This is a genomic window from Quatrionicoccus australiensis (assembly GCF_020510525.1).
GTDB classification, from domain to species: domain Bacteria; phylum Pseudomonadota; class Gammaproteobacteria; order Burkholderiales; family Rhodocyclaceae; genus Azonexus; species Azonexus australiensis_B.
Genome location: NZ_CP075188.1, coordinates 2,886,323 through 2,902,050 on the forward strand (window position 1 = coordinate 2,886,323; position 15,728 = coordinate 2,902,050).

The following is a 15,728-nucleotide window of genomic DNA, read 5'->3' on the forward strand; positions in this document are numbered from 1 at the left end:
CTACATCCAAACCCACAGGGACAGGCGCAGCCAGTCGAGGAAGGAGTGCGTCCATATCCATAAAAGTTTTCGCCGGCCAGCCTCGATCTTAGCCACGCCCTCCATGCCCAGTCGCAGCCCTGGCAACGGTTCTTCCAAGTTACCCTCAACACGAACGACGCTACGCCCATCCTTGGCCGTTACCACCGGCGTCACTTGAGTCACAGTGAACCTAAAACCTCTCCCGGGCAGAGCGGCCAAGGCGAGCTCCCCCTGCTGTCCGGACGCAACAGCGGCAATATCGGCATCCGGCACCTCGAGAACGACACGATAATGGTCGGTCGGTGAAACCTCAAATAACATCTGGCCGCGCTTGACTGCAGCACCCAGAGATTGCGATAGATCGCCACTCACCACGACACCGGCCAAGGGGGTAACGATGCGCGCCCGCTCAAGCTGACTTGCATAGAGGGCTGCCTGCGCTTCCGCCTGCTGCATCTGCGCCAAAGCAATATTGCCAAGACCACGGTCATGCTTAGCCATAGCTTCCTCATACTGCCGGGCATACTGGCTCTGCTGACCGAGCCATTTGAAGTACTCCATCCGTATTTCTCGATCATCGAGCACGGCGAGTACATCTTCGGCGGCCACTACATCACCAGCGCGATGCGGCGCACTCGCCACGTAACCATCGAAAGGAGCAGCAAGAACCTGACGAACAGCTCCTTCAACGCTAGCAGTCGCATTTACACGGTAGTCACCATTCACCACCGCGAAAAACGCCGACACGGTCATGAAGACTGTAGCTGCAAGCTTTCGGGCGTAGTAACGCGGCCCGGTTAGCCGGCGCAATTGGTTGTGCACCTCGTCGGTCACGCGGCTCATCAACGACCGGTCATTGAGGCGCTTGTGCTCAAGGATGCGCGCGCACAAAGCGACAACCGCCTGACACAACTCGATGGTGGCGGTGTCAAAAACACGACCTCCACCGGATCGTTCGAAGGTAAAGGCACCGCGCACCTCGTCGGCAAGCTCGAATGGGACTGTAAGCAGGCTATCGTTGCCGAAAAGACGCGCCAGCGCTAGGTGATCACGCGGAAGAGGCCCATCATCCGCGGACGAGGGCAGGACGATAAGCGTACGCAGGTCGATCGCTTCGTCCATAGCCTGCCCGATGGCACGAATCAGGTTCATGCGACCACCAAATTCCCCGCTATGGGAAACTGCCATCACCTTGGTTCTCAGTTTCTCGACGACACCGATACTGACACGATCACAATCAAGCCTGGTAGCCAACTCGGTCGCAAGCATCGGCGCTGCTGCGGCGAAGCGCGGCTCATTTAACGCCGAGGCAACGAGATCCAGGGTGGCAATCAGGCGTTCGCGCGTGACCTGCTCCGCCGCAGCCGCCTGCCGCTGGCGGGCAACAACGAGAGCATAGGACGCCATGTGCATGCGTTCAAGAATCGCCTTACAACCCTTCTGTGCCGCAGCAAGCTGAATCGCAACGCAGCCGAAGACCGATCCGGCGTCAGCCAATGGACAGGCCAGCAGTAGCGCGCCACCGTTTTCACTGATAATTTCGCCGTTCGTCTCGATCGCCTGCCCGGCAGCCTGCGCCAGTTCTGGCGTCGGAGCCTCACCGGGCGGCCAGAAACCGGCCGGTGCATATTCGCCGTTCGTCGGATCGCCAAGCACCAGCACACCACGAATGGTGCCAGCGCTGCCACGGCAGAGCATGTCCAACCATGCGGCATGAAAGTCCTCTTCCGACGTCGCCTGGTCGAGATGCTCCCAAACAGCGACGTCTTCCGCGCGTACTTGCGACACCCGTATGATCACGTTTCGCTCGGCGCCCTTTGCCAGTCGATGTGTACGCGCCTGCGGGCCATGGCCGTCGCACAGGCCGGTCCACCGGCCCAGGCAATCTGGCCAACAAGACCCGCAAGAGGCAACGCCGAGGCCATTTGCAGCGGAGAGGAAGCCTGAGCCGTTTTCCCCATATCCGGCCACCCGGCCAATACGGAACGTTCTTCAGCCTCAAGCTGTTCCGGTAGCCAGCCGGCTGACGCGTCCGACAAGTCGCTGTGTGCCCCTGCCAACAGGGTTGCATGGCTCGAAGCAGCGCAAAACCTGGTGGGCGGTTCGTCCGACAAGTCGCCGTGTGCCCGTGCCAACAGGATTGTATGGCCCAAAGCGGCACCAGCCCCAGCAGGCGGTGCTTCACCGAATGAAGCCAGCAAGCCTCGGTCATAAATGCGGTCAGCAATATTGGCGAACACGCTATCGAACACCGAGATAGGCCCCCGACCAAACATAATCTCCCCGAAGATCTCATCTGTATTAGCCTCCTCATCGACCAACCACGGCGATATTGAAGGAGCAGGAGGAACTGCCGACGACGGAATTTGCGCGATTCCACCGCTATAAAGATGGTTAAGTGCCTGAGTGACCGCATCCTGGGAATTGTTGAGGGCGAAGGAATACGCCTCCGTGAAGCGCCACCCAGGCGTCAGGGCAACCGAGCCAGCTTCGCCCATCATGATGGAATTATCCAGAGAGCCACGCAGCAGGTCGTTGCCGGCACCCGCGATGAGAATGTTGTAGTTATTACCACCACCAAGATCGTCATTTCCGCCGATGAACGGATTGATGTCCTCCGCCAGTATCGGATCACCGGTGACAAAGCGAACCCGGCCATCGTCGCCAATCAGCAAATTCCGGCCGTTGCCACCGCTTAGAATGTCGTTGCCTTGGCTACCGATGACGACGTTCTTACCGCCACCACCGACGAGGGCGTCATTGCCAGCAGGCCTTCCAAGGAAGGACTCAACAAGCGCCGGCAGCCTTCCACCCGAATCCATGACGATGTGGCCGTTATCACCCAGAATGTAGTTGTTGCCGCTTCCGCCACTGACGTGATCGTCACCGTTACCGGCAATCACCATGTTGATGCCGGTTGTGGCCGACAGGTTGATCTGATCATTACCGCCGGTGGCGGTGCTGGTATCGAGTGAGCTGACCTCTGCTAGGCTGCTACCAGCAAAATCAGCGCGACCGTTGTCGCCAACAATGACATTGACGCCGCCCCCTGTCGAGGCAACCACATCGCCCCCGGCACCTGCGATAACCGTATTAGTGCCCCCGCCGAGCTCAATGATGTCATTGCCACCCAGCGTGATCTCAGTCGATTGCACACTCACCAGCTTGCTACCGCTAGCATCCCATTGTGCGATGCCGTTGTCGCCCAAGATGGTACGAGTGCCGCTGGCGCCGATGGCACTGATGCTGTCGTCGCCAACACCGCCCAGGACAACTTGGTTGCCATCCCACAGGTTAAGGATGTCATTGCCGCCGGTGTCGACCTTAGTATCGAGGGTCTGAATCTGGATCAGTTTGCCGGCCGTGTTATAGGAGGCGGTTCCGTTGTCACCAACAACCACGTTGTTGCCCGTCACCGTTACATTGACAGTGTCCCCTCCAAAACCTGCGACAACCGTATTCGCCCCCCCGCCAAGCATAATGATGTCATTGCCACCCAGCGTGATCTCAGTCGATTGCACACTCACCAGGTTGCTGCCGCTAGCATCCCATTGTGCGACGCCGTTGTCGCCCAAGATGGCACGAGTGCCGCTGGCACCTGTGGCACTGATGCTGTCGTCGCCAACACCACCTAGGACAACTTGGTTGCCATCCCCTAGATTAAGGGTGTCATTGCCGCCGGTGGCGGCAATGGTGTCGAGGGTCTGAATCTGGATCAGCTTGCCGGCCGTGTTGTAGGAAGCGGTTCCGTTGTCACCGACAACCACGTTATTACCCATCGCCGTGACGTTGACCGTGTCGCCGCCGAAACCGGCGATAACCGTGTTGTCACCACCACCGCCGTTGATAGTGTCGCTGCCGCCCTGTCCAGTATTGGTAGACATCGCGGACGTTACCAGCACGGCGTGATTGACATCGGCCCAAGTGTAGGCACCACTATCGCCGAAGATAATGTCGTTGCCGTTGCCGCCGGTGATGTTGTCATCGCCAATGCCACCCATGATGACGGAGCCCAGGGTAGAACCGGAGGCGTCAACGGCATCGTTGTCGGTCCAATTCGGATTCGAGGGATCACTGGTGCGCGGCCCTTGAGTATCAAGGACGAAGAAACCATCAGTGCCGGCAGTGAGGTTTACCGCAACCTGGTCATTGCCCAGCCCAGTGTTCAACGTGGTGATGGTCGGGATATCAGCGTAGTACAAGGCATGGGCCACAGTCACGATATCGCTGCCATAACCTAGCCAATATTCTAGGCAGCTGAAGCGGCCGCCGGTAGCCGTCCACGTAACATCCGTTCCTGAAGTAAAGAGTCCCTCTATACTGTCCCTATTGACGGTAACAATCTTGTCGACATGGGAGCCGATGTCGCTGACACCGAGTGCGTTGTTCCCGATACCGGCGTCGATTGCCAGCGTTCCGTAGAACGTGCCATCAACGGTAAAATCGGTCGCTATCGTACCAATGTTGACTATGTCATCGCCGCCTAGGGTGTTCAAGTGTGTTGTGCTACCCGCCGGATTGGCCAGCACAGCCACCGTATCGGCGCCCTCGCCTAGTTCGATGTCCAGGTTTTCCACGCGCCGGTAAAGCACTGCGCCGCCGAAGCCCTGAATGCGGCCGTAGCTCGTTCCCGACAAAGACTCTTCATCCAGCGTGAAGGCGCTACGCCCGGCCACAAAGCCGGTGTCATCCAGCCAGAGGCTGTCGCCGCTGCCATCGTTGCCATCAATGACAATCCGTGCCACCAGCTCGTCAAGCGTACCGCTGGCATTGGTTGCACGGGTCGAATCCACCAAGGTGGCCTGACTACCGAGATAGATGCTGTCATCGCCGCCCCCGGCGTCCAAATTTACCGTCGTGCCGGTGGAGCGTACATCCAATTTGCGGATGGCGAAGCGATCCGCGTAGGCAGAACCTAGGAGATTAACCGTAGCGGCATCGATGTCGCCATAGATCATCACGTCGCCGCCAGTCATCTCGCCAGCCAGCCGGGCGATCTCGATGTCCACCTCGTCCGCCCGGATCGTAGCACCCTCTTCAAGGGTGAAACTGTCGTTAGCGCTTGCATGGATGGTGTTAATTGCCGTCACCGTCTTGCCGGACTTAACGACAAGATTATCGCCACTGGCACTAATGCTACCACCCGCCTCAAGGTAAACATCGCTGCCCGAGATATCCTTATCGACGGTCAGCGGCGAATGGGTGGAAATATGCACATCGCCGCCCGACTGGAAGCCCGGATCTGTACCACCGACGATCACGCCCCCGACGGTCATGGCTCCCGTGTTGCTGATCCAGGCGTTGCCGGTGGTTGCCTTGCCTTCGATGTTGCCAACGGCAGTCTTGATTTCCGCCCCCGAGGTGCCGATGTTGTCGCGGGCGAAGAGCCACAGCTTGCCGCGCAGAACGTTGTCACCACTGGTACGGCCGTTGTAGATGCTCCCGTCCGGCACAACGATGTAGGCCGTGGAACTGGCGCCGACGCCGACCTGATCGAGGTACAGATCGCCCACGGTCTGGATGATGCGGGTATCCTTGTAGCTTTCGGTCTTTACTAGCCCCTGTGTTCCCGCCATGTACTGCGCCCGAATATCCAGCTCATTGCCAGCCTCGCCGATACCGCCACCATCGGCAGTCAGGGTGATACTGCGAGCGGATATATCGGCACCAGGACGGCCATAACTCCCAACGGTAAAGTCGCTGGCGCGGTCGAGAATAGACAGAGCCGCCCGCAACGTAACATCGCCGTTGTTGGCGACGACGTGATCCAGCTTCAAGTTGCCGTCTACTTCGCGCAGGTTGATCGAGCCGCCGCTGGCGGTCAGATTCACCGTGCCGGTGGTGTCGGCGGGATCGACGATGAGATCGCCTAGCATGGACACTTCGAGAGCATCACCAGTCTCGCCGATGCCGTTGGCGGCGGACAGCGTCAAATGGTTGGCGGATATCTTGGCCGAGTCGCTGTTCAGCGCATCGACAATGGCGCCGATGGAAGCCAGGGTCACGTCGCCCTCCAGGGACGACACCCCTTCCAGGCGCAAATCACCGCTGCTCGCGGCAACTCCGGCGCTCTTGATGCCGGCAATGAAGACATCATTGTTTGCACGGGCCGTCAGCGTCCCCTTGAGGGCACTGGTGGCGCGCAGGTCAACCCGCACCGGGCTACCGCTGGTGCCAATGGCACCCAGGCCCGACTCCAGAACCACGTCGCTGGAAACGATATTGGCGCTGGCATCACCAAGCCCATTGACGATGCCGTTCCGGGCACGGATGCGAACGTCCGCCGCGCCCGTGATGTGTCCAAGGGAAACAGTATTCTCCGAGCCAAGATATAGGCTCCCGGCGCTGGCAGTCGCATCCACCGCGACCGTGTCGCCGTTGGCGGCACCGACGTTCACGTCGTTGATCTGGGCAATGAAGAGTTGAGTGATGCCATTCGCCGAGACGGTGGCCGAGGCATCGTTCTGGGCAGTGAACTGAGCGCCGCCAACGGCCTCCACGGTCAGGGTGGCACCCGAGACGGCGGTGATTCGATACGACTGACCCGTTCCCGTCGCGCTCTTGACGCCATTGCCGCCAATCTGGATCAACGCGCCGACCACATAGCCGTTATCCGTATTCCAAGCGCCGCTCGCCAAGGTGATTGTATTGGCGCCGCCGGCCACGGCGAAACTCATTGCGGCGGAAACCGGGTTGGGATTGTCAATGAACGGCGTCACCGTCGCCATCTGCGAACTGCCCTGAGCGACGAAGCGGGCGCCGCTGACCGACTCCACGGTCAGCGTGGCTCCGGAAACTCCAGTGATGCGATAGGACTGTCCCAGGGACGTGGCGCTGCCAACGCCGCTGCCGGAAACCTGAATCAACCGCCCGACTACGTATCCGTCGGCGGCGTTCCAGCTACCGCTGTCCAGCGTAATCGTGTTGACGCCACCCGTGGTGGCAAAACGCATCGCGGCGGTAACCACATTGCCGGCCACGAAGGTAACATCGGCACGGTCGGCGGCAGCCAAGGCGAGGCGCTGGACATCGGTGAGCACAGTGCTACCCGTCACATCCACCGTCACTGACGCGTCCGCATTGCCAACTCGGGCAGCGTTTATGACCACGTGGGCGGCGACGATGTTCGGACTTTCGATGGACGCCTGAGTAGACGGCGTCGGCTTGAGCAGCCCGGCACCAATAGTAAATAGCAGTTCCTGTTCGGTATGGACCTTGATCCCGCTGATCAGCGTGGCGATATCGGCCGCCGTCAACGTATAGCCGTAGTTCGCATCGTATAACACGCTCGTTGCGCGCCAGCGCGCATCGAGATCTGCGTACTGCTGGAGCCGCGAATTGTTGAGCGTCTGGATGGCGGCGTCGTTGTAATTGAGAACCGTCCGATAGTAGGATTCCTCCGCTGTCGTGAGCGCGGCACTGCCTGCATTACGCCATTGCCAGTAGGTGCGATATTCCTGCGTCTGGGCGGCAGCAAAAGCGTCTTTGGTATCGGCAAGCTTCTGGTCGAAACCGGCACTGCTGGTGAGGTTCAAATCCTTCCACAGGCCATTGCGCAACTGGTCGACAGTGCGCGTGTCGACGGTCTGCACGCCATTGGCGTCGATCATTCCGCCGCCGACAATGGTAAGCGAGACCCTACTGTTGGTCCCGGTGGACGCGATCCGGTTCACGCGCAGATCCCCGCCAGAGGACGACAGGTAAATGTCGCCGGTGGCGCTGGCGGAAAGCGCGTCGGTGACCGTTGCGGCGTTGATGGTGATGGCGCGGGCGGCGCTGCCGATGGCGCCGTTCGTGGCGATCAGGTTGACGTTGCTGCCCTGGACCGTCGTGCCGGCGACGGCGGTGATATCGTCACTTGCCGTCAGTTTGGCCGTGCCGCCACCAGCCCGGATATTGCCCAGATTGAGATTGCCGGCCACCTCGCGGATATCGACTCCGCCGCCGCTAGAGCTTGCGTCAAGCCGGCCGGCATTCCAGGAAACCGACTGCCAGTTAGCCGTGTCACCGTAATTTACCCCGGACAGTGTTGTCGTCAGCGGATTAGCGCCGACATAACGATAAACGGCGCCGGCCGTGCCGCCGGCCATGTAGCCCTGAATCGCCTGCACCGTGGCGCCCTTTACGATGCGCGTTGTGCCATTGGCACTCACCGCATCGCTGCTGGAGAAGTCCCGCGCCGCGTTGTCGGCCAGATCGACTTGCAGACTAGTGTTACCACTGCCGTTGATGTTGCCGCCGGCCGTGAGCGACAATGACTGGCCGGTGATGATGGCACTGTCATTGACACCCTGAATGCGCCCGGTGGCAGTTAGGGTGGTCATGCCCGAAGTATTGCGGATTTTCCCCGAGAGCAGGATGCCGGCGTTGGAATTCACCGTCACCGCGCTGGCGGTTCCACCGATGAAGTTGATGTTTACCGCGCGGGTCGCCGTGATGGTGCTGGTGTAATAGTTGCGGGTGCTTTGGTATTTTTCCCACTTCGTCGTTGTCGTCGACTCGCCGTACCAGGTTGTCTCAACGTCACGATCCGTGATGTGCCACCCCGTTCCGCTAAGGTCAATTACTTGGTGATCGAACTTCGTCGCTTCGGGACTGGCATCAACGCAGTAGTAGGCTGCATCGCCCACCAATGCGGGTCCGGTTAGCGGAATGGTCGTACACCTAGCGTCCAATGTTGCAGAGCTAAGCGTAAACCACGCCCAGCCCGACTGGACATCCGTGTAGGTCGACTCAAATCCTATATCCGCTGCCATCGTCCAGCCGTAACGCAGGCCGTTGGTGGTCGGGGTGTAGGACGATGCGGGAGTCGCCTGCACGACACCATCGATCGTCTCGGTAACGGAGTTGCCAACCACCTCGTATCGAGTGACCTGCACCGCACCAGTGGTCTTATTCTTGTCGTTGATGATCAGCAGGCCGGCGCCACGCTGGCCGGCGTCGATGCCACGTATTTCCACATCGTAGCCAGTCTGATTATTGACGTTGACATTGGAATAGCCGCTGAGCACCTTGATATTGCCGTTGCCCGTGTTGGCAATGGTTCCGGTCAGTTCGACATGTCCACCGCCCGTGTTGATCTGGGCGACGACGATGCGCTTATTAGTGTTGTCCCAATAGACGGTGAAGTCCTGTTCCCATGCGTAGGGATGCGCCAGATCCCGGCTCGCCAGAGACGTCAGGCCCTGGGCGCCACTGGCCTTGATGGCGGCGATCCGGGTGGCCATGGTGCCATCCAGGGTCATCGCATAGCTGTCATTGCCACTCTGGAGTAGACCATTGAGGTTGATCGTCTGGGCCTCGATCTTGATAACGTCGCCATAGAGGATGGCGGGATCGCCCTCAGTGGCTGGACCCGCGGCAATCATGGCGTTGTATTTATTAACCAAGGTCTGCTTGAGGACGTCATCGGACGCCGTGTAATCCCAAGTGATGGCATCCAGGATCGCCAGAGGATCGCCGCCACGGCAGTATTCGGTCACACCATGGATATTGACGCCACCACGGGAAGTGATGCTCTGATCCTTGGCGCGCAAGGCGGCCCCGATGTCGGTCACCCCTCCGGCACTGTTGCGGATGATCACGCTGCCGCCAAGATTGTCGACGGCGCCGCGAATCAGGATGTCGCCCAGAGGCACCGTCACGCCGTTCGGCAGCGATGGCGCCTGCTCGACGATCGTGATCGTGGGACCGAGGCCGGTGGTGCCGGTGCGAATGGAGCTGAAGGCGGCGTCGGCGCCGATCTCGGCATTGCTGCCAACGGCATAGCCGTTCAAATACAGGCCCGAGCGATTGTAGGGAATCACTATGCCGTTGATTTGCAGGCTCGCCGGCGCCCTATTTTCGATGGTCACCGAAATGTCGCCGCGCGAATCGAAGCTACCGCCACCACCGAGGCTGGTGCCTCTGATATCGATGATGCCCGCCTTAACCCGGATCGGATCGACCACGATAATGGCGGAGGGCTTTTTGACCGGGGTGATGACGGAATTTCCGCTCGGGTCCGTTTCTCTCGTTCCCAGCCCATCGGCCAGCAGCAGGTTGGCCAGGCGGCTCACTTCGGCCGCGTAGTAGTCGGTCAAAGTGGTATTGGGACCACCCTTGAACAGACTGTAATTGGCGAGAGCCGTTTTATATTCCGTGAATAGTTCCTGATCGGCCGTTGCCGAGGTCTTTCTCCAGGTGACGTTGCCGACATTCGTCGTCTCCATCACCCGCGGATCTGAGGTGGACTGGTTCCAGTCGAGTACCAAGCTCAGGTCGCTGTTGATGTTGGTTTGCAGCGCGCCGTCGACCCGTACCGTGCCGACGGTGGTGGTGGTCCACTCGCCACTATCGCTGGCGCTGCCGCGGATGGCGTCGCCAATCGCGCTAATCCAGCTAGTGGTATGGGCATGGGCGTAGGCATTGATGACGTTAATATATGCCGCGCGCAGGTTGATGTCATCGCCGCCCAGCAGGCTGGCACCGGCGTCGACGCCGATGTTGTTGGCGATATTGAGAATGATGGTGGCACCGACTGAACTGATCGGGATCAAGCTGCCGGCAAAGGTATCGACACGGGATGTGACGGCCCAACTGTCGAAGTTGTGGTCGCCATCCTCGCCGGCCAGCAGGTTCATCGCCCCCAGCGCCTTGAGGGTGGCGCCATACACATGCACCTCGTTCAGCGGATTGAGCGTGATCGTCGCACTACCGGTGGCAACCGTGGCGGCACCGTAGGTTTCGGCCGAGACGGTGTTGGACAGGTCCCCCGTGGCGCGGGCGGAAAGCTCCATCAGGCCGACACTTTCCAGCTTGGCGCCGCTCTTGACCAGGACATGCCCCGCCACCGTGCCACCGATGCTGGAACTGGCCCCGGCGCCGGAGATGGCGCCGCCGGTGGTCAGACTGACCCGGTCGCGCATCTGAAGGTCATTCAGTGTCGTCAAATGCATCTCGCCGGCTGCCAGAACGGGACCGATGACCGTAAGTTGAGCGTTGGTGCCCACCGTGGTGTTGGTGTCTAAATTTACCGTCATCTTGCTGACGGCACCGGCGGCGGAAGCAATGCCACCGGTGGCACCCTTGATGTTCGGATCGGCCAGGTCGGCCTTGCGCACCCGGTCGGCGGCGCTCATGGTGATGTTGTAGGCCGTGACACGGGCGTTGTCGCCGGCTTCTGCCGTGACATGAGCGTTGACGGTATTGTCTTCCTCGGCGCCGGTACCGGCGAGCAGGCCAGCGCCAACGACCACAATCTGGCCGTTGGTGGTGGCGGTGTGATCGGCACTGACGGTGAGGTTGCCGCCGGCCGCGGCATTGGTGAGCGTGACAGTGACGTTCTTGCCCAGCGTCGCGTTGGTGGTACTGCTACCGTTGGCATCGGCCAGGGCACCGGCGCCAGCAATGGCGCCACCGCTGCCGGCAAGCACCTTGGCCAGGTTGTCTTCCCTGGCATTAGCGGTGATGCTGAGATTGCCGCCAATGTATGTCGCGCTGTCGGCCAAGCTCGCCGTGTTGAGCGCATTCGAGGTGGCATGGGCCAGCCCGGCACCAGCGGCGAGAAGTCCGAGGTTGAAGTTGTCGGCGGTGGCGCGCTGCACGCTGGTGGCCGTCACCGCCGCCGTGCCGGTGCCGCTGATGCTGAAACTGCCGCCGGCATCGAGCCAGGCGCTGGTGACCGCCCGCTGAGCGTCCGTGCCATCGCGGGCATTGGCTTCCGAACCGCTGACGCCCACCAGCAGGCCACCGGACGCGCCGATGGCCTGGGCCGTCGCATTCTCGCCGGCTGCGGGCACATTGCGCAGCGCCTGCACGGTGAGGTTGGCGGCTGTCAGTGTGCCACTGGCGCCAGCATGAGCCTGAACGGTAGGATTGACAACGGCATCGGCCTTGGAAACGCCGATGGCCACGCCGCCGGCAACGGCAACCCCTATCGACCTGGCGTTCGCCCGGGGCGTCGCGGCGGCGGTGATATTAACGTTGCCGGTAAACGTGCAGGTGGCACCGCCGGCCAAGTAGGCCGTCACGGTCGGATTCACCGTGGCTTGCGCCGCCGCGCCGGCACCGGAAATGATGCCACCGGCCAGTGCTATCGCTTCAGCGTTGGCGGTTTGGTTGGCAGTGGCGCTAATGCCGAGGCTATAGGCTCGGACGCTGGCGCTGGCCACGTAGGCACTCACGGTACCGGCAGCGACAACCTGAGTCGTACTGCTACCCGCAGCGAGGCCGTTGCTGAGTGCCGCACCTGCGGTCTTCGATGTCGCGGAGCTGGAACTCAGTGCGCTGACGGTGACGGCGCTACCGCTGGTGTCCAGCGTGCTGTTCGACGCCGTATAGGCGGAAACGTCGGTAGTAATAGTCGCCGAGGACTGGGCGCCGCCTGCGGCGACGGCAATGCCGCCGTAGCTGTAGGCGACGGAGGTAGCCCAAACCGTGCTGTTGATTGTATCGTTAGCGGTGGCGGAAATCGAAACGCTGCCCCCACTGGCTGAGATCGTGGCACTGTCGCCTACCCAGGCACTCACCGAACCGCTGATGTCGTTGGTAGCAACGGAGAGGCCGACAGATACGGCGTTCGATACGCCGGCTGCAACCGAAACGGCCCCGACCACCGCATTGATGGTGGATTGCTCGTAGGCGGACAGGACAATCTTGCGCGCGGCGCTCCCGTTGGCGGTTGCAGTCAGGCTGCCACCGGAAACATAGGTAGCGACGGTGTTATGCACCGTATTTCCGGCGCCGGCACCGGCGCCGGAAATGGCGACGTTCGAAGCAGCAAGACTGGCGCCGATGGCCGTGGCGTGGATGGTGCCGGCCGCAGAAGCCGTCATTTCGAGGTCATTGGCGCTGATGTTGGCACCACTACTGTAGGCTTTCACCGTATCGCCGATGTCGTTGGTCGCAGCGGCGGCGGCCAAACCTACTGCGGCACCGGCCGAGACCGCCACCGTCAGGCTGGCGGCGACGATATCGGATTCAACCGAGGCCGTATCCGAAGCCGTGAAATACGCCTTGTGACCGGCCGTCAGCTTGCCGCCACTGGCGTAGGCCAGCACGCTATTGGTGGTCTTGTTCTTGGCGTAACCGACGCTGACGCCGACCGAACCGCTGCCAATGCCGCCGGTAATACTGGCCGAGGCGGCAACAGAAAGGGCGTAAAGATCTGCGTTCTCCGTCGCCGTAAACAGGGCGTCGGAGCCGATGCTCAGGTAGGACGTGTTGGTGTAGGCATGTACCTTGTTATCGACCGTATTTTCCGCCAGGGACAAGCCGAGGGAAACCGAGCCGGCGCCAATACCACCAGCAGCGGAAACCGCCAGCGAACCGGCCACGGCGCGAATCGCCGTGCTGTCGGTGGCCGTCACCGTAAGCGCGCCACTGGTCGTGATGCCCTCATGGCCGACACCGGCGCTACCGCTGTTGGCAATGTAGGCGGCAACGGTATTGGTCACAATATTGGTCGAATCGGCACCAGCCGCCGAAGCCGCGAAACCGCCACCGACGCCACCGGCGCCAGCCACAGCCGCGCCGACGGACACGGCGGTAACGTAACCCGTTTCCTCGGCCGCAAGGCTGAACGCATCGTTGGCATTGACGGTTGCGCCGTCGACGTAGGCCTTGACGGTATTGGTGACGGTATTGATGGCCACTGCCGCCCCGAGGGAACCGGCACCGCCACCCCCGGCGCCCCCGGCGCCCGACCCGGCAAGACCGCCACCAACCGCCAGCAAGGTACTGGTATCGCTGGCTTTCAGGCTGATATCGGCACCGCTGCCCGTGGTGGTCAGACCGCCGACGCCGTCCGCATGAGCCAGCACGGTGTTGGTGATGAAGTTGAGCGACGTCGCCCCGGCCACCGCCACCGACCCGCCGCCACCGGCGCCACCGGAACCGGCCACCGAGCCGCCGACGCTGATCGCACGCACGGTGGCATTCTCCGTCGCCGTGAGCGTGATGTTGTCGACGGCCGTGATATAGGCCTTCTCGGCATAAGCCTTGACGGTGTTGGTGACAGTGTTCGTCGTCTGGGAATATCCGGCCGCCACTGCGCCACCACCACCGGCGCCACCAGCGCCAGCAATCGCGAGCGACCCGGCACCGCCGTCGATATGCGTGGCGTCCGTGGCACTGATGGTCACGGCCCCGCCCGCCTGGATGCCAGGCAAAACGGCACTGCCGCTGTTGGCAATGTAGGCGGCGATGGTGTTGGTCACCGTGTCGACTGAAGCCGAGCCGGCCGCAGAGGCGCCAAAACCGCCGCCGGCACCGCCGGCACCAGCCACTGCCGAACCGACCGACACCGCGGTGACATAACCGGTTTCCTCGGCGGTAAGACTGATGGCATTCTTGGCGTCAAGAGTGGCCCCATCCACGTAGGCTGCCACCGTGTTGCCCACCGTGTTGGCGGCTCCAGCCACCCCCAGGGAACCGGCGCCGCCGCCGCCGGCACCACCAGCACCGGAACCAGTTAGACCGCCGCCAACCGCCAGCAAGGTACTGGTATCACTAGCTTTCAGGCTGATATCGGCGCCGCTGCCGGTAGTGGTCAGAGCGGCGCCACCATCGGCGTAAGCCTTGACGGTGTTATGAATGAAGTTGAGGGAAGTCGCCCCCGCCACCGCCACCGACCCGCCACCGCCGGCACCGCCGGAGCCAGCCACCGTGCCTCCCACCGAGATGGCACGCACCGTAGCCCCTTCTGTCGCCGCAAGCATGATGTCGTCGACTGCCGTGATATAAGCATTCTCGGCATAGGCCGAAACGGCATTGGTCACGGTGTTCGTCGTCTGCGCATAACCGACCGCCACTGCGCCACCACCACCGGCCCCACCGGCGCCGGCAATGGCGAGCGACCCGGCACCGCCATCGATTTCGGTATTGTCGGTGGCACTGATGGTTACGGTCCCGCCGGCCTGGATGCCAGGCAAAACAGCGCTACCGCTGTTGGCAACGTAAGCGGCGATGGTATTGGTCACACCATTGACAACGACCGAGCCGGCCGCCGAGGCGCCAAAGCCGCCACCGGCACCGCCGGCCCCCGCCACGGCCGCGCCAAGCGCCACCGCGGTGATGGTTCCACTCTCTCCAGCGGAAATACTGAAGGCATCCTTGGCGTTGATGGTGGTGCCATCCACGTAGGCGTTAATCGTATTGCCGATTTCGTTGTCGGCCGTAGCCGCGCCGAGTGAACCCGCCCCGCCGCCGCCGGCACCACCGGCGCCGGACCCGGCAAGACCACCGCCAACCGCCAGCAGCGTGCTGGTATCGCTGGCAGTAAGGCTGATGTCAGCGCCTGCCCCCGTGGTTGTCAAATTACCGGCGCCGTCGGCATAAGCCTGGACCGTGTTGTTGATGAAGTTGAGAGAGGTCGCCCCGGCGGCTGCCACGGCGCCACCGCCCCCGGCTCCGCCGGCTCCAGCCACGGCGCCGCCGACGGTAATTGCCCGCGCGGTGGCGTTTTCCGTCGCCGTGATGGCGATATTGCCCACGGCCGAAACATAGGATTTCTCGGCGTAGGCCGAGACGGCGTTATGCACAATATTCGTTGCCAGAGAGAAGCCGACCGCTCCCGCCGCGCCGCCGCCCGCTCCGCCCGCGCCGGAAACGGCGAGTGCCCCGGCGGAAGTGTTGATTTCCGTGCTATCCGTGGCGCTGATGGTCACGCTTCCATCGGCCTGGATGCCGGGCGAGGCGATGCTGCTGCCGCTGTTGGCAACATAGGC

2 protein-coding genes (1 of these 2 cut by a window edge) are annotated in these 15,728 nt (G+C 61.8%); both read right to left on the bottom strand.

The window, feature by feature from the left end; all coding sequences use genetic code 11:
- Complete coding sequence (locus KI612_RS13895) at positions 1-1,821, bottom strand: efflux RND transporter periplasmic adaptor subunit (protein ID WP_226440673.1); 1,821 nt, start codon at positions 1,819-1,821, stop codon at positions 1-3.
- Positions 1,818-15,728: the 3' portion of a DUF4347 domain-containing protein gene (locus KI612_RS13900; protein WP_226440674.1), read on the bottom strand. 11,898 nt of this gene lie beyond the right edge of the window; only the last 13,911 of its 25,809 coding nucleotides appear in the window; its start codon lies beyond the right edge, outside the window — the gene reads right to left on this strand; its stop codon occupies positions 1,818-1,820. The genes KI612_RS13895 and KI612_RS13900 overlap by 4 nt, the downstream gene beginning before the upstream one ends.